14 protein-coding genes and 1 pseudogene are annotated in these 16,571 nt (G+C 63.5%); 8 read left to right on the forward strand and 7 right to left on the reverse strand.

Annotated features, from left to right (window positions below; all coding sequences use genetic code 11):
* Nucleotides 1-37: 37 nt before the first annotated feature.
* The 3 genes from H8F26_RS14095 to H8F26_RS14105 are packed head-to-tail and all read right to left on the reverse strand — an operon-like array spanning nucleotide 38 to nucleotide 1,597.
* Nucleotides 38-541, reverse strand: coding sequence for a CGLD27 family protein (locus H8F26_RS14095; protein WP_197154912.1), 504 nt, complete (start codon nucleotides 539-541; stop codon nucleotides 38-40).
* A 17-nt stretch (nucleotides 542-558) separates the two neighbouring features.
* Nucleotides 559-969: a ribosome silencing factor gene (rsfS, locus tag H8F26_RS14100; protein WP_197154922.1), complete on the reverse strand. Its 411-nt coding sequence runs from the start codon at nucleotides 967-969 to the stop codon at nucleotides 559-561.
* Nucleotides 962-1,597, reverse strand: coding sequence for a DUF3318 domain-containing protein (locus tag H8F26_RS14105; protein WP_197154924.1), 636 nt, complete (start codon nucleotides 1,595-1,597; stop codon nucleotides 962-964). The genes rsfS and H8F26_RS14105 overlap by 8 nt, the downstream gene beginning before the upstream one ends.
* Nucleotides 1,598-1,726: 129 nt before the next feature.
* On the opposite strand from H8F26_RS14105, the gene carB reads away from it, so the two are divergent.
* From carB to H8F26_RS14120, 3 genes and pseudogenes are all read left to right on the forward strand, one after another.
* On the forward strand, nucleotides 1,727-5,053 hold the full coding sequence (carB, locus tag H8F26_RS14110) for a carbamoyl-phosphate synthase large subunit (RefSeq protein ID WP_197154932.1): 3,327 nt from the start codon (nucleotides 1,727-1,729) through the stop codon (nucleotides 5,051-5,053).
* Nucleotides 5,054-5,133: 80 nt separating this feature from the next.
* Nucleotides 5,134-5,862, forward strand: coding sequence for a DUF3386 domain-containing protein (locus H8F26_RS14115; RefSeq protein ID WP_197154934.1), 729 nt, complete (start codon nucleotides 5,134-5,136; stop codon nucleotides 5,860-5,862).
* 62 nt (nucleotides 5,863-5,924) lie between these two features.
* A pseudogene (locus tag H8F26_RS14120) lies at nucleotides 5,925-7,303 on the forward strand (alanine/glycine:cation symporter family protein).
* A 130-nt stretch (nucleotides 7,304-7,433) separates the two neighbouring features.
* Here H8F26_RS14120 and H8F26_RS14125 read toward each other — a convergent pair.
* From H8F26_RS14125 to H8F26_RS14135, 3 genes are all read right to left on the reverse strand, one after another.
* Nucleotides 7,434-7,655: a DUF6447 family protein gene (locus tag H8F26_RS14125; protein WP_197154936.1), complete on the reverse strand. Its 222-nt coding sequence runs from the start codon at nucleotides 7,653-7,655 to the stop codon at nucleotides 7,434-7,436.
* Nucleotides 7,656-7,682: 27 nt separating this feature from the next.
* The gene (locus tag H8F26_RS14130) at nucleotides 7,683-8,066 is read right to left on the reverse strand and encodes a hypothetical protein (RefSeq protein ID WP_231597845.1); all 384 of its coding nucleotides are present in this window, start codon (nucleotides 8,064-8,066) and stop codon (nucleotides 7,683-7,685) included.
* A gap of 61 nt (nucleotides 8,067-8,127) precedes the next feature.
* Nucleotides 8,128-9,864, reverse strand: a complete 1,737-nt coding sequence (locus H8F26_RS14135) for an ABC transporter ATP-binding protein (RefSeq protein ID WP_197154938.1) — start codon at nucleotides 9,862-9,864, stop codon at nucleotides 8,128-8,130.
* A gap of 44 nt (nucleotides 9,865-9,908) precedes the next feature.
* On the opposite strand from H8F26_RS14135, the gene H8F26_RS14140 reads away from it, so the two are divergent.
* The 3 genes from H8F26_RS14140 to folP are packed head-to-tail and all read left to right on the forward strand — an operon-like array spanning nucleotide 9,909 to nucleotide 11,748.
* Nucleotides 9,909-10,103: an RNA-binding S4 domain-containing protein gene (locus tag H8F26_RS14140; protein ID WP_197154940.1), complete on the forward strand. Its 195-nt coding sequence runs from the start codon at nucleotides 9,909-9,911 to the stop codon at nucleotides 10,101-10,103.
* A 32-nt stretch (nucleotides 10,104-10,135) separates the two neighbouring features.
* On the forward strand, nucleotides 10,136-10,870 hold the full coding sequence (gene tpiA / locus H8F26_RS14145; RefSeq protein WP_197154942.1) for a triose-phosphate isomerase: 735 nt from the start codon (nucleotides 10,136-10,138) through the stop codon (nucleotides 10,868-10,870).
* A complete protein-coding gene (gene folP / locus H8F26_RS14150) occupies nucleotides 10,867-11,748 on the forward strand; it encodes a dihydropteroate synthase (RefSeq protein WP_197154943.1) in 882 nt (293 codons plus the stop codon). Before tpiA ends, folP begins: the two co-directional genes overlap by 4 nt.
* On the opposite strand, the gene H8F26_RS14155 is transcribed toward folP, so the two are convergent.
* Nucleotides 11,730-12,404, reverse strand: a complete 675-nt coding sequence (locus tag H8F26_RS14155) for a hypothetical protein (RefSeq protein WP_197154945.1) — start codon at nucleotides 12,402-12,404, stop codon at nucleotides 11,730-11,732. The two genes, folP and H8F26_RS14155, sit on opposite strands and share 19 nt — an antisense overlap.
* A gap of 329 nt (nucleotides 12,405-12,733) precedes the next feature.
* Here H8F26_RS14155 and H8F26_RS14160 point away from each other — a divergent pair, with 329 nt between their 5' ends.
* Together H8F26_RS14160 and H8F26_RS14165 are read left to right on the forward strand one after the other, a co-directional pair.
* Nucleotides 12,734-14,374 carry an ABC transporter transmembrane domain-containing protein gene (locus H8F26_RS14160; protein WP_197154947.1) on the forward strand — a complete coding sequence of 547 codons (1,641 nt, stop codon included), beginning with the start codon at nucleotides 12,734-12,736 and terminating at the stop codon, nucleotides 14,372-14,374.
* On the forward strand, nucleotides 14,371-16,530 hold the full coding sequence (locus H8F26_RS14165) for an ATP-binding cassette domain-containing protein (protein WP_231605228.1): 2,160 nt from the start codon (nucleotides 14,371-14,373) through the stop codon (nucleotides 16,528-16,530). The genes H8F26_RS14160 and H8F26_RS14165 overlap by 4 nt, the downstream gene beginning before the upstream one ends.
* Nucleotides 16,531-16,571: the final 41 nt, after the last annotated feature.

Below are 16,571 nucleotides of genomic sequence, written 5' to 3' on the forward strand. Positions count from 1 at the left end.
GGTGAACACCTCCGGCCTGCGGGTGCCCGGCAGAGGTTCAGAGAGCCTGACAGAGGCTGGTCCCGCATAACAGCAGGCCAGCGGCCAGGGCCAACGCCTGCTGCAGCCGCCGCAGCACCGGCCGCACCTGGTGCTTGGAGACCAGCAGATCCTGACTTCGCCAGGCCAGCGGCTTCTCCCAGACCTGGCCGTCGTACCAGCCGGATTCCTCGTACTCCACCCGCTCCGAGAGCAGCCGCTTGTGCACGTAGGTCCAGCCCAGCCACTGGCGCAGCAGCAGCAGCAGGGGAACCACCACCGCCGCCACCAGGCCCGAGAGGATCAACCGCGGCGGGTCATGGCGCAGGGGCACACTGCCGCTGGCGATCAGCAGGGTGAGCGGTGCCACCAGCAGCCAGCTGATCGCCAGGGGCCGCAGCAGACCGGCCAGATCGTTGGACGGCCAGGCGAAGAACCAGGAGCGGCAGAGCTGGCCGTACTCCTCCAGCGGACGCTGTTCCGGCGGAACCGGACAGGGGGTGTCGATCGCCGGGCCAGCCATCGGACGTGATGCGTCCGTCAGGACGCCGAAAGCTGCGCAGAGCCTAGATAGCGCTGCTGTTCGCCGTGGCCCCAGAACGCTTCCAGGTCGTAGAAGCTGCGCTCGTCCGGGGTGAGCACATGCACGATCACCTCGCCGTAATCGATCAACACCCAGCGTCCTTCGGCCTGGCCCTCACGGCGCAACGGCAGACGGCCCGCCTCGGCTTCGAGCCGGTCTTCCACTGAGCGGGCGATGGCACGCACCTGCACGTCCGACAGACCGCTGCAGATCACGAACCAGTCGGCCAGCGATGACACTTCATCGACCCGGATCAGGCGGATGTCCACGGCCTTGCGGTCGTCGCAGGCGTCAGCGGCCAGGCGGGCCAGGGCCTCACTGTCCTGGGGGTCGATGGTGCTGAGTGCTGGGGCGGAGGCTTCAGCCATAGACGTTCTCGCTGGTGACGGACTGACGGGACCCCTGCTGTTGGGCCATCTCGGCGCGGGCCCGCTCGGCGCTCTTGCGCAGGGCTTCGAGCCGGTCTTCGTAGAAGCCGCGCTTTTTCTTCTTGCGGGTCTGCTCCACCAGCACCTTGAGGGCACCGCCGAGGCTCTTGTAGGCGTTGGGCAGGCTGTAGCCGAAGCGGGTGGCCAGGTCAATCGCCCGCTCATCCGCCGCGATGGCGTCCTGCAGGCGCTTTTCGGAATTGTTCTTCAGGTAGAGCCGGTAGCCGGCGAAGCCGGAGAGGCCCAGGGCCATCAGCAGCAGCAGGCCGTCCTGCACCCAGAGTTCGCCGATGGCGCCGCCGAGGCCGATGGCCAGGGCCGCCATTTCCCAGCCATCGCGGGGAACGGCATCGTTCTGGATGCGGCCCACCTCATGCCAGAAGAGCAGGTTGCGGTGGTCGAGGGCCAGTTGGTCCCAGCTCTCCAGGTCGACCTGGATCTCGACCTCGTCACGACCGATCTCCTCGATGGTGATCAGGGGTGGATCGGCGGAGGCGGCCGCTTCCACGAACACCCAGCTCTGCATTTCCGGTGGCAGCTGCCCCTTCAGGCGCTGGAGTTCACTCATCGACAGACGCACCAGTGGATCCTGATTCCACGTTAGCGAGGGCCTGGCTCAAGGTGATATTGGTGCCATCCAGCACGGGAACCAGCCAGGGCCCATGAGAGGCTGAGCCCGTTTGGCCATCGCCCCCCCATGCCCCGCCGCACGGACCTGCGTCGCATCCTGCTGCTGGGCTCGGGGCCGATCGTGATCGGTCAGGCCTGCGAGTTCGACTATTCCGGTACCCAGGCCTGCAAGGCCCTGCGGGCCGAGGGGTTCGAGGTGGTGCTGGTGAACAGCAATCCGGCTTCGATCATGACCGATCCGGACATGGCGGATCGCACCTACATCGAGCCGCTCACCCCCGCAGTGGTGGCTCGGGTGATCGAGATCGAGCGGCCCGATGCCCTGCTGCCCACCATGGGCGGCCAGACCGCCCTCAACCTGGCGGTGACCCTCGCCCGCGACGGCACCCTGGCGCGCTACGGGGTGGAGCTGATCGGCGCCAATCTGGAGGCGATCGAGAAGGCCGAAGACCGCGACCTGTTCAAGCAGGCGATGGAGCGGATCGGTGTGGCCGTGTGCCCCTCCGGCATCGCCACCAGCCTGGAGGAGGCCGAATCCGTGGGCGAGGAGATCGGGGGTTATCCGCGGATCATCCGCCCCGCCTTCACCCTGGGCGGCTCCGGCGGGGGCATCGCCTACAACCCCGATGAATTCCGCGCCTTCTGCAAGAGCGGCCTGGAGGCCAGCCCCGTCTCCCAGATCCTGATCGAGAAGTCGCTGCTGGGCTGGAAGGAGTTCGAGCTGGAGGTGATGCGCGACACCGCCGACAACGTGGTGATCGTCTGCTCGATCGAGAACCTCGATCCGATGGGGGTGCATACCGGCGATTCGATCACGGTGGCGCCGGCCCAGACCCTTACCGACCGGGAGTATCAGCGGCTGCGCGATCAGTCGATCGCGATCATCCGCGAGATCGGGGTCGACACCGGCGGCAGCAACATCCAGTTCGCGATCAATCCCGCCAACGGCGATGTGGTGGTGATCGAGATGAATCCCCGCGTCAGCCGCTCCTCCGCCCTGGCCTCCAAGGCCACCGGCTTTCCGATCGCCAAGATCGCCGCCCGCCTGGCGGTGGGCTACACCCTCGACGAGATCATCAACGACATCACCGGCGCCACGCCGGCCTGCTTCGAGCCCACGATCGACTATGTGGTGACCAAGATTCCGCGTTTCGCCTTCGAGAAGTTCCGGGGCAGCTCACCGGTGCTCACCACCTCGATGAAGTCGGTGGGGGAGGCGATGGCGATCGGCCGCTGCTTCGAGGAGTCGTTCCAGAAGGCCCTGCGTTCCCTCGAGACCGGCCATGCCGGCTGGGGTTGCGACCGTCCCGAGCGGCAGCTGGAAAGCACGGAGCTGGAGCGGGCCCTGCGCACCCCCACCCCCGAACGGATCTTCGCCGTGCGCGACGCCATGCGCGCCGGCCGCAGCGACGCGGACATCCACCGGCTTTCCGCGATCGATCCCTGGTTCCTGGCCAAGCTGCGCGGCATCGTCGAGGCCGAAGGCCGGTTACTTCAGGGTCGTCGGCTGGAGCAGCTCGATGCCGCCGCTCTGCTGGAGCTCAAGCAGCTGGGCTTCTCCGATCGCCAGATCGCCTGGGCCACCGGCAGCGAGGAGCTGGCGGTGCGGCGTCATCGCCAGGCACTGGGGGTGCGGGCCGTGTTCAAGACGGTGGATACCTGCGCCGCCGAATTCGCCTCCAGCACCCCGTACCACTACTCCACCTACGAGCGCCCCCTGGAGCGCATCGCCGCCGACGGTTCGCTGCAGCTGGTGCCACCGGAAGACGAGGTGCAGCCCGAAACCCGCCGCAAGGTGATGATCCTCGGCGGCGGCCCCAATCGCATCGGCCAGGGCATTGAGTTCGACTACTGCTGTGTGCATGCTTCCTTTGCTCTGCAGGAGGCCGGTTTCGCCACGGTGATGGTGAACAGCAACCCGGAAACGGTGTCCACCGATTACGACACCAGCGACCGGCTCTACTTCGAGCCCCTCACCTTCGAAGACGTGCTCAACGTGATCGAGGCCGAGAAGCCGGAGGGAGTGATCGTCCAGTTCGGCGGCCAGACGCCGCTCAAGCTGGCGATCCCCCTGCTCCATTGGCTGAACAGCCCCGAGGGTGCCGCCACCGGCACCCGCATCTGGGGCACCTCACCGGAATCGATCGACCGCGCCGAAGACCGTGAGCAGTTCGAGGCGATCCTGCGCCAGCTGGAGGTGCGCCAGCCCCGCAACGGCCTGGCCCGCACCGATGCCGAGGCCCGGGCCGTGGCCGCCAGGGTGGGGTACCCGGTGGTGGTGCGCCCCAGCTACGTGCTGGGCGGGCGGGCCATGGAGGTGGTGGCCGATGAGAGCGAGCTCAACCGCTACATGGTCGAGGCGGTGCAGGTGTCTCCCGACCATCCGGTGCTGATCGATCAGTACCTCGAGAACGCCACGGAGGTGGATGTCGATGCCCTCTGCGACCGGGAGGGCCGGGTGGTGATCGGTGGCCTGATGGAGCACATTGAGCCGGCCGGCATCCACTCCGGCGATTCCGCCTGTGCGTTGCCGTCGCGCACCCTCGGTGCCGAGGCCCTGGCCACCATCCGCCAGTGGACCGCGGCCCTGGCCCGTTCTCTCGAGGTGTGCGGCCTGATCAACCTGCAGTTCGCCGTGCAGGGGGATGCCGCCAGCGGCCAGACGGTTTACATCATCGAAGCCAACCCGCGCGCCTCCCGCACGGTGCCGTTCGTGGCCAAGGCCACCGGTGTGGCCCTCGCCAAGGTGGCCAGCCAGCTGATGGCCGGCCGCACCCTGGCGGATCTCGGCCTCACCACCGAACCGGTGCCGCCGCTGCAGAGCGTCAAGGAAGCGGTGCTGCCGTTCAAACGGTTCCCTGGATCCGACACCGTGCTGGGACCCGAGATGCGCTCCACCGGCGAGGTGATGGGCAGCGCCCGCAGCTTCGGCATGGCCTACGCCAAGGCCGAGATCGCCGCCGGCGATGCCCTGCCCACCGGGGGGAGCGTGTTCCTCTCCACCCACGATCGCGACAAGGCCGGCCTGCTGCCGGTGGCCCGGAGCCTGCATGGGCTCGGCTTCTCCCTGATCGCCACCAGCGGCACCGCCGCCGCCCTGGAAGACGGCGGCCTGCCGGTGGAGCGGGTGCTGAAGGTGCACGAGGGCAGGCCCAACATCGAGGATGCGATCCGCTCCGGCCGGATCCAGCTGATCATCAACACGCCGATCGGTCGCCAGGCCGCCCACGACGACACCTACCTGCGCCGGGCGGCACTCGATTACGCCGTGCCCACGGTGACCACCCTGGCCGGTGGGCTGGCTGCGGTGGAGGCGATCGCGGCGCTGCAACAGCAGACTCTCGAGGTCGTGGCCCTGCAGGACATTCACCGGGTGGCGGCGCCGGTGGCCTGAGCACTGGCACTGGCCGCAGCAGGCCTCAACACCGGCCGCTGCCGGCCTGGGTAGGGTTTGGCCACCATCTCCCGCCGCCCATGACCCTGGCCTCCAGCCCCGCGCCCGCGACCTCCGCCGTTTCGACCGCCGCTTCCAACCCCGCTGTGACCGGCGGCAGCGTGCCTGCCCCGGGTAGCGATTGCACCGCCGCCTTCCGGGCCGCCTACGAGAACCGCTACACCTGGGATCCTGGCTTCGGTGGCTACCGCGGCCGCTGCGTGTGGGAGCAGGGCGAGCGGCGGTTGGAGGGCAGCTTCACGGTGGGTGCCGATCTGAAGGCCACGGTGGAGGGCTTCGACGATGAGGAGGTGCACAAGGCCGTGGCCTCCCAGCTGTGGGAAGTGGCGATCCACCGGGTGCGCCGCAGTTTCGAGCAGACCCACGGCGCCAATACCTTCACGGCTGGCGAGACCGATGCCGTGGGCACCGAGGTGATCGTGGGTGGCAAGGGCGTAGGCGACCGCTACCGCATCCACAACGACGTGGTGACGATGGTGCACCGCCACATCCATGGCACCGTTGTGACGATCTTCACCGAAAGCACCACCGACACCGGCCATGGCTATCTCAGCCACCAATACACCAGCCAATACAGCGATCCCGCCACGGGTGCCCTCCGTGGTGGCCTCAGCCGTTTCACCGATACCTTTGTGCCTCTCACAGAAGCGGGTCCCTGGGTGCTGGGCGAACGTGTGATCGAGACGGATTCTGAGGGAGATTCCGGCCGTCAGAGCTTCCGATTCGAGGATCTGCAACCTCTCGCCTGAGGGATGGCTGGCCACTGGGCAGTGCCCGTGAGACCATCGGCGCACTTGCGTCCTCCCCTGTCTTGCAGGTTCTCGACCAGATCAACGGCATTGTCTGGGGTCCGATCACGTTGTGGCTGATCGGCCTCACCGGCCTCTATCTGATGGTGGGACTGGGCTTCATGCCCCTCCGCCGCATCGGCTTCGGTTTCCGGCAGGCCATCGCCTCGATAGGTAACACCAAGGGAGAGGGCGATGTGAATGCCTTCGAGAGCCTCACCACCGCCCTTGCTGCCACGATCGGCACCGGCAACGTGGCCGGGGTCGCCGGCGCCATCGCAACGGGCGGGCCAGGGGCGGTGTTCTGGATGTGGCTGATCGCCCTGGTGGGCATGGCCACCAAATACGCCGAATCGTTGCTGGCGGTGCACTACCGCGAGGTTGACGAGCTCGGTGAGCACGTGGGAGGGCCGATGTACTTCATCCGCAACGGTCTGGGTCCGCGCTGGGCCTGGCTTGGGGCGTTGTTTGCCATCTTCGGCACCCTGGCCGGCTTCGGCATCGGCAACAGTGTGCAGTCCCATGAGCTTGCCCTCGCCCTGCACAAGTCGATGGGGGTGCCGGAGCTGGTCACCGGCGTGGTGATGGGTGCCATCACCTTTCTGGTCTGATCGGCGGCATTGAGCGGATCGGCAGGGTCACCGAGGTGGTGGTGCCCTTCATGGCGATCGTCTACGTGCTGGGCGGGATCGTGATCCTGGTTGGCAATTACGACCGCATCCCGATGGCCTTCGGGACCATTCTCTCGGATGCCTTCACCGCTCAGTCCATGGCCGGTGGTGCGTTGGGGGTGATGATCCAGAAGGGCATCGCCCGCGGCATCTTCTCCAATGAAGCCGGTCTCGGTACGGCACCGATTGCCCAGGCAGCCGCCAAGCCCGGTGATCCGGTGCTGCAAGGCAGCATTGCCATGCTGGGCACCTTCATCGACACCATCGTGGTGAGCACGATGACGGCCCTGGTGATCGTGATGAGCGGCGCCTACGAATCCGGCGAAACCGGTGTGGCGCTCACCATGAGTGCGTTCGACTGGGGGATGCCAGGTGGCATGTGGCTGGTGACCTTCGGCACGGTGTTCTTCACCGCCACCACCATTCTGGGCTGGGGTTACTACAGCGAACGCTGCCTCGAATTCCTGGTGGGAGTGCGGGGCATCAAGCCCTTCCGCTACCTCTGGGTCGTGGCCGTGGTGCTGGGCGCCATCAGCTCCCAGTCTGGCCCCAATGCCCTGGCCCAGGTACAGACCACCTCAATCGTCTGGACGATTGCTGACATCCTCAACGGTCTGATGGCGATCCCCAACCTGATCGGCTTGCTGCTGCTCTCCGGCACGGTGTTTGAGCTGACACGCCGCTACAACTTTGATGCCGTGGTGATCGAAGATTCTGCTGATCAGGATTGAAGCCATGCTGGGCAGGCTCCCGTCAGTCCAACTCGTTGACTGACGGGAGCCTGGATGGGGCGGGAGGGTCAGTGAATCGGATGAAGGCGTCAGTTTTCCGCTATCGCCCTCGGCGATTCCCTCGGTCAGCCTAGGGGAGCGGACTGATCTCCTTCAGTTTTTCGTTGAGCTGCATCGCCATGGACTGCCGTCCAATCGCAAGAACCTTGAGAGTGTCTTCGTGCATGCGAAGCTGTGTATCGGCCACCTGCATGCCCCGCACCAGCTCCTTCGCCTCCGGGGGCAGGGTGTTGAGGTCATAGCGTTTGCCCTCAAAGGTCAGCACAGGTTGCTGCAGGTTGGAGTCGGTCACTGGGAACCCATTGAATCAGGCCTCACTTTAGGCAGGGATGGCCGGGCGTTTGAAAATGAACATCAACAGCGTTCCAACCTGGGCCGCCTCCACCAACTCCCAGCGATCACGACCCAGCTGGTTGAGGAAGAATTGGAGCTGTTCGGCTGGGTGCATCACCTTATAGTCTGCGTTCTTGTACTGATCCGGGAACTCCCGTTTAAGGAATTCCGGACTCAGAGCGCCCCCCAGCTTGGCACTGTCCTTCTTTGGATTCGGCGGTCCAGGGGTGCTGTTGTTGTCCACGTTGACGTGCAGCACCCGGTATTCCCATCCCGGGGGTGCCACCGGCTTCTTCAGTTGCTTGCGGGGCTGTTCCGCTGGCTTGGGGTTGGATGGCGTGGGCTCGGCAGGCTGCGGCTCGGGATCCATGGCGATTGGGCAAGCAGGGAATCAGACCCGCGACGCTCAAAAATGATCATGCCACTGATCGTCATCCGAGATGGATGAACTGACGTTCGCAGAGTTCGCGGTACCGGCCGGCGTGCCCCATCAGCTCCGCGTGGCTGCCCTGCTCGACGATGCGGCCCCGATCGAGCACCACGATCCTGTCGGCTTCCTGCACGGTCGCCAGCCTGTGGGCGATCACGAGCACGCTTCGCCCGGCCATGGCCTGCTCCAGACCCTGCTGCACCGCGTCTTCAGCCTCGGCATCCAGGGCGCTGGTGGCTTCATCCAGCAACAGCACCGCCGGATCGCCCAGCACCGCGCGGGCGATGGCCAGCCGTTGCAGCTGGCCGCCGGAGAAGTTGCTGCCCCGCTCCTCGATACGGCTGGCGTAGCCGAGGGGTAAGGCCTCGATGAACCCTGCGGCATTGGCGGTGTGGGCGGCGGCCTGGATCTGCTCGAGACTGGCCGGCCGGCCGAAGGCAATCGCTTCGGCCACGGTTCCGGAGAACACACTGCTCTGCTGGGGAACGAGCGCCACGGCCTGGCGCAGCTCGCGGGCCCGCAGGTTGGCGAGGTTCTGGCCGTCCAGCAGCACCTGACCCGTGCCGGCCACATTGAACCGCAGCAACAGCGAGAACAGGGTGCTCTTGCCGGCGCCCGAGGGTCCCACCAGGGCCACCACCTGTCCTGGTTCCACCCGCAGGTCGAGGTCGTGCAGCACGGTGCTGCCGCCCGGGTAGCCGAAGCTCACCTGATCCAGCACCAGTTCACCGCGGACCTGGCCGAGGGGCTGGGCATCGGCATGGTCAGGAGGCTCGGTGGGCTCAGCCTCGATCGCCCGCAGCCGCCGCAGCGAGGCCTGTCCCTGCTGGAATTCGTTGAAGTTGGTGGTGAGGTGCGAGATCGGATCGATCAGCATCAACAGGGCCGCCACGTAGCTGCTGAAGCCCTGGCTGTCGAGGCCACCGGCCTGGATGCGGGCCGCGCCGATCAGCAGCACGGCCAGGATGCCGCCGGCTTCAAGAAAGCCCACCACCGGATGCTGCAGCGCCAGCAGTTGGAGCGTTCGGTAACGGGCGCGGCGGTGCAGGTCGATCTCCCGATCGAAGCGTTGCTGCAGCCATGGTTCGGCCGCGTAGGCGCGCACCAGGGGCAGCCCGCCGATCGCCTCGCCCAGAAGGGCAGCCAGATCACTCACCTGCTTCTGGCTGCGCTCGGCGGCGGTCATCACCCGGGCGCCGAAGACACTCACCAGCAGCGCCACCACCGGAGCCAGCAGCAGGGTGGCCAGGGCCAGCGGCCAGTCGAGCCACACCATGTAGCCCAGCACCACCACCAGCTGCAGGGCGCTGGGGGTGGTGTCCTGAATGGTCTTGTAGATCACCTCGCCGACGCGGTCGGCGTCTTCGGTGAGCCGGTAGGTGAGATCGCCGGCCGACAGCTTTTCGAGGGCTCCGAAATCGAGCTGCTGCAGCCGCGAGAACAGGCGGCGACGCAGCTCCTGGCTCACCTGCAGGGCCGGGCCGGCCAGCAGGGTGTCCTGGCCGAACTGGGCGGCCTTCTGCACCAGGAACACCGCCAGCGCCGCCAGGATCGACTCGAGCACACGGCGGAAATCGCCGGCACCGATCGCTGGGATCAGACGACCCGCCAGCCAGGCCAGCAACGGCCAGCAGGCCACGTAGACCAGGGTGCAGAGCCCACCTGCCAGCAGGCGGCGCCGGTGGGGCGCCAGCAGGGGCAGGAGACGCCGGAAGCCGGCCGGCGAGGGTGCGAACATCGGCGAACCTTATCAATCGTCCGCCGCGATCAGCCCCTGATTCGATGAAGCTTGATCAATTCCTCAAATGGCAGGGGCTGGTGGGCACCGGTGGAGAGGCCAAGCTCCGCATCCAGCGCGGTGACGTGCGGGTGAACGGTGCCATCGAGACCCGGCGGGGCCGGCAGCTGGGCCTCGGCGATGTCGTGGAGGTCGATGGACGGGAGGTGCTGGTGGTGCCCGATCCCACCGCCAGATAGCGTTTGCCTCACTTCGCCGAGAGGACCTGCTGGTGCGTAAGGCCGTCATCGCTGGCAACTGGAAGATGCACATGACCTGCGCCGAGGCGCAGGCCTTTGCGGAGGTCTTCAAGCCCTCGGTGGAGGATCTGCCCGCTGATCGGGAGGTGGTGCTGGCGCCACCCTTCACCGCCATCCCCACCCTCAGTGCCGCCCTGGCCGGTTCCGGCGTGCAGATCGCGGCCCAGAACGTGCACTGGGAAGACAAGGGGGCCTACACCGGCATGGTCTCGGCGCCGATGCTGCTGGAGCATGGCGTGACCCACGCGATCGTGGGCCACAGCGAGCCGCGCAAGTACTACAGCGAGACCGACGAGCAGATCAATCTGCGTGCCCGCGCCGCCCAGGCGGCCGGCCTGATCCCGATCCTGTGCGTGGGCGAGAGCCTCGACCAGCGGGAGGCCAGCGAAACCGAGCGGGTGATCCACCGCCAGGTGGAGCAGGGCCTCGAGGGCATCGATCCGGAGCGGCTGATCGTGGCTTACGAACCGATCTGGGCGATCGGCACCGGCAAGACATGCGCCGCCGATGAGGCCAACCGCATCTGTGGCCTGATCCGCGGCTGGGTGGGTTTCGATGGCGTGATCGTCCAGTACGGCGGTTCGGTGAACCCTGCCACGATCGACCAGCTGATGGCCCAGCCGGAGATTGATGGGGTGCTGGTGGGCGGCGCCTCCCTCGATCCCCAGGGATTCGCCCGCATTGCCAACTACCAGCCGCCGGCATGAGGTCCGCGCCGGCGGCGCTGCCGCTCTGGGGCGAACGCACGCTCGTGATGGGGGTCGTGAACCTCACCCCCGACTCCTTCAGCGACGGTGGCTGCTTCCTCGCCCCCGAGGCTGCATTGCGCCAGGCCCTGATCCTTCAGAAGCAGGGCGCCGACCTGCTCGATCTCGGCGCCCAGAGCACCCGCCCCGGAGCTGTGGAGGTGGGGGCGGACGTGGAGCTGCAGCGGCTGATGCCCAGCCTGGACCTGATCCTGCAGGCGATGGGGGGGGGCGCCGCGCCGCGGCTCTCGATCGACACCTTTCATGCGGCAGTGGCCGAAGCGGCTCTGGAGGCCGGCGCCCACTGGATCAATGATGTCAGCGGCGGTCGACGGGATCCGGCGATGTTGCCCCTGGTGGCGGCAGCGGGGTGTCCCTATGTGCTGATGCACAGCCGCGGCGACAGCCAGACCATGGACAGGATGGCGACTTACGGTGCTGTGGTTCCGACCGTGCGCGACGAGTTGCTGCGCGCCACGGATCGGGCCCTCACAGCAGGTGTGCAGGTCAGTCAGATTCTCTGGGACCCCGGCCTGGGATTCGCCAAGACCACGGCGCAGAACCTGGCATTGCTGCGGGGCCTGCCCGAGCTCCGGAGCGAGGGTTTTCCGCTGTTGCTGGGTCCGTCCCGCAAGCGCTTCATCGGTGAGGTGCTGCAGGAACAGCGCCCCCGGGCTCGCCTGTGGGGCACGGCAGCGGTCTGCGTGGCAGCGATCGCCTCGGGGGCGGATGTGCTGCGTGTGCACGATGTCGGTCCGATCGTGCAGACGGCGCGCATGGCCGATGCTCTCTACCGCGACAGGCTTCCGCGGGAACCTGCTCAGGCGACGGCGTTGTAGTCGATCTGCCCCTTGTCGTTCACCCTGGCCATGGAGAAAAAACGGGCCGTGGTCTCGGAGATCAAACCCTTCTGGGCAAGCAGTTCGCCGATGCGGCCGCCTTCACGCTTCTGCTGAGCCAGGGCCCCATCCAGCTGGCTCTGACTGATGCAGCCCATCTCCACCAGCCTGTCGCCGAGTCGCTTCTCGTTGAACCCCTGCTCGTCAAACAGAGCCGGGTTGAGCAGAAGGTCAAGAAGCTGGGGCGGAACCTGCAGATTCAGACGAAGGAATTCGCCGAAGCGCTGGGTCTCCGAAAAGGGGCGATAGTCCTCGAGCAGATGCTCAAGCTCATCGATCGTCAGAATGCCAGCCTGGACGAGCTTGTTGCCAAGCGTCTGCAGCTGAAAGCTGGTGTCCTGCGAGGGGGAGGCCTTGAGATCCCCCTCCACCAGCTGGGGTTCGGCGAAGCACTGCCTCACCCAGCAGTCTGATTCCAGAAACGAGAAAAGCTCGGCCGGATTGATCGTGAGGGTACCGAACTGCTGTTCCAGCAGCTCCTCCAGAAAGGCCACCTCGCTCGTGGGGCCGAGGACCTGAAACGGCACCCGCTGGCTGTTGCCATTGGCCACAAGCTCCACCTGCACCTGATCGGAGCTGAGGCGGAAGCGATACATGATGAACGGCAGACTGGCGATGCTCGCGCTGGCGATTGCTGGGGAATGCGCCCTGTTGGGCTGGTTCACGAACGGCCCTTTCATGGCAACGGGTCCAACATAACCACCCAACCACGAGCAGTTGTCTTGCCTCAAGACGAATATGAGAATTAAGAGATATTTAGGCTTGATTTCATTCCAGCCCCAATTTGCGGGCGTGGCTAGGCTGTGCTATCGACTATGGTTTGTGCGATGTCTCAGCCATTCCGTTGAGATTTCGAGACAGTCTTGTGGCCTTGGCGTTCAGCACACTCAGCTCCTGGTGGTCTTCCATCAGGCAGTCCATCGGCATGGCTGTGGAGCTCATTGAGGAGTTGATCCGGCATCGATACTTTCAGTCCTTGCGCGAACTGGATTGGAGTCGGTATCAATTGGGGCCAATCCTGATCAGTTCGATTCTGATCAATCTTCTTGAGCTCTCCTCGCCACTTTACATCAATATTGTCTATACCTCAATTCTGCCCACCAGTTCCACCTCAAGCCTCTGGGTGCTCACGGTGGGAGTTGTGGTGTTGATGCTGCTTTCGGGCTGGTTGAAAACGGTGCGTCTCACCCTCACCGGCGCTGATGGTGCACGGATCGAGCATGGCCGGCGCTTGATGGCGTTGAGCCACTTTTCTCAGATGCGTCTTGATGACTATCTGCGCACTCCGCCCACGACCCATGCCGAGCGATTGAACAGTATCAACCTCCTGCGCGATGAGAGTTCCCTGCAGGCGCTGAATACTGCGATTGATCTGGCTTTTTCACTGATCTTTGTTCTGGTTCTATTTTTGATTGCTGGCAGTGTTGGCTTCATCGCTGTTTTGGCGATTGTGGTGTATCTGCTGCGTTCTCTTTCTTTTGCTCGTCAATATGAAGAGATTTCCAGGCGCAATGATGGCCTTGAGTTGGATCGACTCAATTATCAAAACAGGTTGATGGATGCGATCAATCTGATCAAATCCAATGGTCTGGGTCGTCAGTTTCTTGTGGGAAACGAGCATCGCCAGGAGGAGCTGGCCTGGCAGCGCATGCAATCCAACCAGTTCAATGGCCGTTACCAGGCCTTTGGCTCCCTGATGTCGCAGCTCACCATGGCGGCGATCATCACGTGGGGTGCTTTCCTGGTCATCCGTGGTGATCTGCTGTCTGGTGCTCTGGCCGCTGCCCTGCTGCTTGGCGGCAAGATCCTTTCCCCCTGGCAACAGGCCATGGGGCTTTGGAACAGCTACCGGCGTCTCACCCATGCGCGACAGGAATTCGACCTGTTGATGGCCACCCCAACGGAATCAATTGGTGGTAACGAGGAGCTGAATCTTGAGAAGTCGCTTCAGCTGGAAGTCGAGGGACACGTTCTGGAGCCGATTCTGATCGGTTCCTCGGTGTTGCTGAAGGACTCCAGTTTTGGTGGCGATGTGCGTCACCTCTTTCTGGCAATGATTCAGGTCGAGACTTTCCTCAACTTGAAGGTTGACACCATTCCAATAGCTTCCTTTCGCCGAGACTCGCTCAGGAATGAGATCGTGTATGTGGATCCCTCGATGGAATTCTTTGAGGGGACTCTTTTGCAGAATATCACTAGTTTTCAGCCGACTCGTTATCGAAGACGAGCTCTTTTTTGGTCTTATCTGATTGGGCTTGACGCCAAGGTTCGCTCCCTTCCGGATGGATATAACACCACGATTGGCACTTCAATGCCCAGTGGACTATCCAGTGATGCCCTGCATCTGTTTCAGTTGGTCCGTGCTCTGGCGACAGATCCGAAAGTTGTGATGATTGATTTGAGTGATTGTTCTTATGGCAAGCAGTTCATCGATGGCCTGGAGCGCGTGCTCAAGCGCACCAAGGGTCATACCACGGTGTTGCTCAATGGTGTGGGTAACGTACTGGTTTCGATCAGCGATCAGCAGATCCAACTTCCCATTCGTCTTCCTGAGGTGATCGCGTGACCAGCCGCACCGTTCTGCTGCGTGATCTCACGCTCAGCCAGGAAGCGCCGATGGCCTTCTGCGTCAGGCTGCTGTTGCAGCAGCTGATGTGGACGGGGCGCCCCGAGGAGTTGTTTGAGCTGGTGGGCCGAGACCCTCGCCAGATGGATCTGGTTGATGCCCGCAACCTGTTGCTGCGTCTGGGTTACGGCAGCCGTACCGAAACAGTTCAGGCTTGGAGTCAACTCAATCCACAGTTGTTGCCGGCTCTTTATGTGAGCCCAGACAATATTGCCTACGTGATCTCGCTCACCGCCAAGGATGATCTGGTGGCCGGGAATGTGTTCGGCCGTTGTGCCCTTACCGAGATTCCGGCTTCTGGTCAGCTGGTGTGGCTTCAGGATCGGGGCAGCACGGAACGGATCACTCTGCTGAAGCAGATTTTCTATCGTTTCAGCAATCGCATCTGTGTTCTTTATGCAATCAGCTTTGCTCTTGCGCTTCTTGGGCTCGCCTTGCCCTTTTATATGCGGGCAATCTATAATATTTCCATTCCAAGTAATAGCCTGACTTCAACTTTCTGGATCTTCCTGGGAGTGGTTGTGCTGTTTTTCCTTGACTGGAACCTGCGCCAGTGGCGTGCGTCTTCTCTTTCGCAGCTTTCCGGCAGGCTTGAAGCTCTGCTGGGAGTGAGTCTGGTGGAGAAATTGTTCGGTCTTGACTACCGTCAGATTGAGTCCCTCGGCCAATCTGGTCTGACCAGCCGCTTCCGCAATCTCGAGAGCCTGCTTGGTTATGTGCAAGGCCCCCTGGCCTTGGCTTGCCTGGATTTTCCCTTCATCACGGTATATCTGGCTGCGGTGGCATTCATTGCCGGCTGGCTGGTCCTGGTCCCGCTTGTCTTGATGCTGGTCAGCGGACTTCTGGTCTGGTTGATGAGCCGCTATTACTCAGGCGCTGCAACCCTCAATCAGGCTACTGGCACCAGCATCAGCCAAGCTCAGCTTGAGCTTGTGCATCGTTTTCTCGAGGTGAAGCTTGCCAACGTCGAGTGGGTGTGGCTGCAGCGGCTCCGTGGACTTTCTGCCCAAAGCAGTGTTTCTGCTCTCACCATCAACGGCCAGGTTGGCCGATTACAGGTGATTTCCAGCACCACGTCTCAGCTTGCCGGGGTTCTGACCCTGGCGATCGGGGCCTTGATGGCCCTGAACATCGCCCAGGGAGAAGCAGGTCTGGACAATGTGGTGGCTCCGCAGTTCGGAAATCTGATCGCTGCCATGTTCTTTGTCTGGAGGATCTTCGGACCTTTCCAGCTGCTGATGAGTGCCTTGTTGCGTTACACCACCATGCGCAATCAGTATCAGCAGCTGGATCAGTTTCTCAAGATCCGATCAGCTTCCCAACCGAGGGCTTCACAGGATACGACTTCGACGACACGATTGCGGGGATCGATCCTGCTCGACTCCGCTGCTTGCCGGCTGGGGACTGAAAACAAATTCGCGATCACGCGGGTCTCGCTGACAGTATCTCCTGGTGAAATCCTTGCGATCACAGGTAATTCCGGTTGTGGTAAATCGACCGTGCTGCGAGTCATTGATCAGCTCTTTCCGCTGGTCAGTGGTACGTTGCTGTTCGATGGCAAGGATTACCGCCAATTTGGTGTGGACGGAATCCAGAGGAATATCGCTTACTTGATGTCTGATGTTCAGCTTTTGCCGGGTACGGTACTATCCAACCTCACAGCCATGAACCCAGACGCCACCCTTTCTGGTGTCCGCGGTGTTTGCCACCAGCTGCGGATTCTAGATTTTCTGGAGAATCTTCCCGACGGCTTGCAAACTGCCCTGACAGACGAAATTGTATTTCAACTTCCGAAAGGCATTCGCAAGCTCTTTGCCCTTGCGCAAGCCGTGATCAAGGACACTCCGATTCTGCTCCTGGACGATCTGAGTCAGGGCCTCGCACCGGCCCAGTTCGATGCCGTGCTGGAGGTGTTGCCCAGTCTTCGGCGCTGCAGCCTCTCGGGCCAGGACCGCAGCGTCATTCTGGCTACTGATAACAAACTCTTGCTGGAGCGGGCCGATCGCCTCTGCATTCTCGATAAGGGGGTCACGGTCTTCCAAGGCACAGCTGATGAGCTGCGATCGCAGATGAAGCAGCCACAACCTGCATCCTGAGTCCTGTTGACACGTCATCAGGTCCTCCAGATCCACTCGCT

Origin of the sequence: Synechococcus sp. CBW1006 (assembly GCF_015840525.1) — a bacterium.
Lineage (GTDB): Bacteria > Cyanobacteriota > Cyanobacteriia > PCC-6307 > Cyanobiaceae > CBW1002.

Coding starts and splice junctions, on each gene's coding strand:
- H8F26_RS14095 (WP_197154912.1), bottom strand. CDS start 541: ATGGCTGGCCCGGCGATCGACACCCCCTGTCCGGTTCCGCCGGAACAG.
- rsfS (WP_197154922.1), bottom strand. CDS start 969: ATGGCTGAAGCCTCCGCCCCAGCACTCAGCACCATCGACCCCCAGGAC.
- H8F26_RS14105 (WP_197154924.1), bottom strand. CDS start 1,597: ATGAGTGAACTCCAGCGCCTGAAGGGGCAGCTGCCACCGGAAATGCAG.
- carB (WP_197154932.1), top strand. CDS start 1,727: ATGCCCCGCCGCACGGACCTGCGTCGCATCCTGCTGCTGGGCTCGGGG.
- H8F26_RS14115 (WP_197154934.1), top strand. CDS start 5,134: ATGACCCTGGCCTCCAGCCCCGCGCCCGCGACCTCCGCCGTTTCGACC.
- H8F26_RS14130 (WP_231597845.1), bottom strand. CDS start 8,066: ATGGATCCCGAGCCGCAGCCTGCCGAGCCCACGCCATCCAACCCCAAG.
- H8F26_RS14135 (WP_197154938.1), bottom strand. CDS start 9,864: ATGTTCGCACCCTCGCCGGCCGGCTTCCGGCGTCTCCTGCCCCTGCTG.
- H8F26_RS14140 (WP_197154940.1), top strand. CDS start 9,909: ATGAAGCTTGATCAATTCCTCAAATGGCAGGGGCTGGTGGGCACCGGT.
- folP (WP_197154943.1), top strand. CDS start 10,867: ATGAGGTCCGCGCCGGCGGCGCTGCCGCTCTGGGGCGAACGCACGCTC.
- H8F26_RS14155 (WP_197154945.1), bottom strand. CDS start 12,404: ATGTATCGCTTCCGCCTCAGCTCCGATCAGGTGCAGGTGGAGCTTGTG.
- H8F26_RS14160 (WP_197154947.1), top strand. CDS start 12,734: ATGGCTGTGGAGCTCATTGAGGAGTTGATCCGGCATCGATACTTTCAG.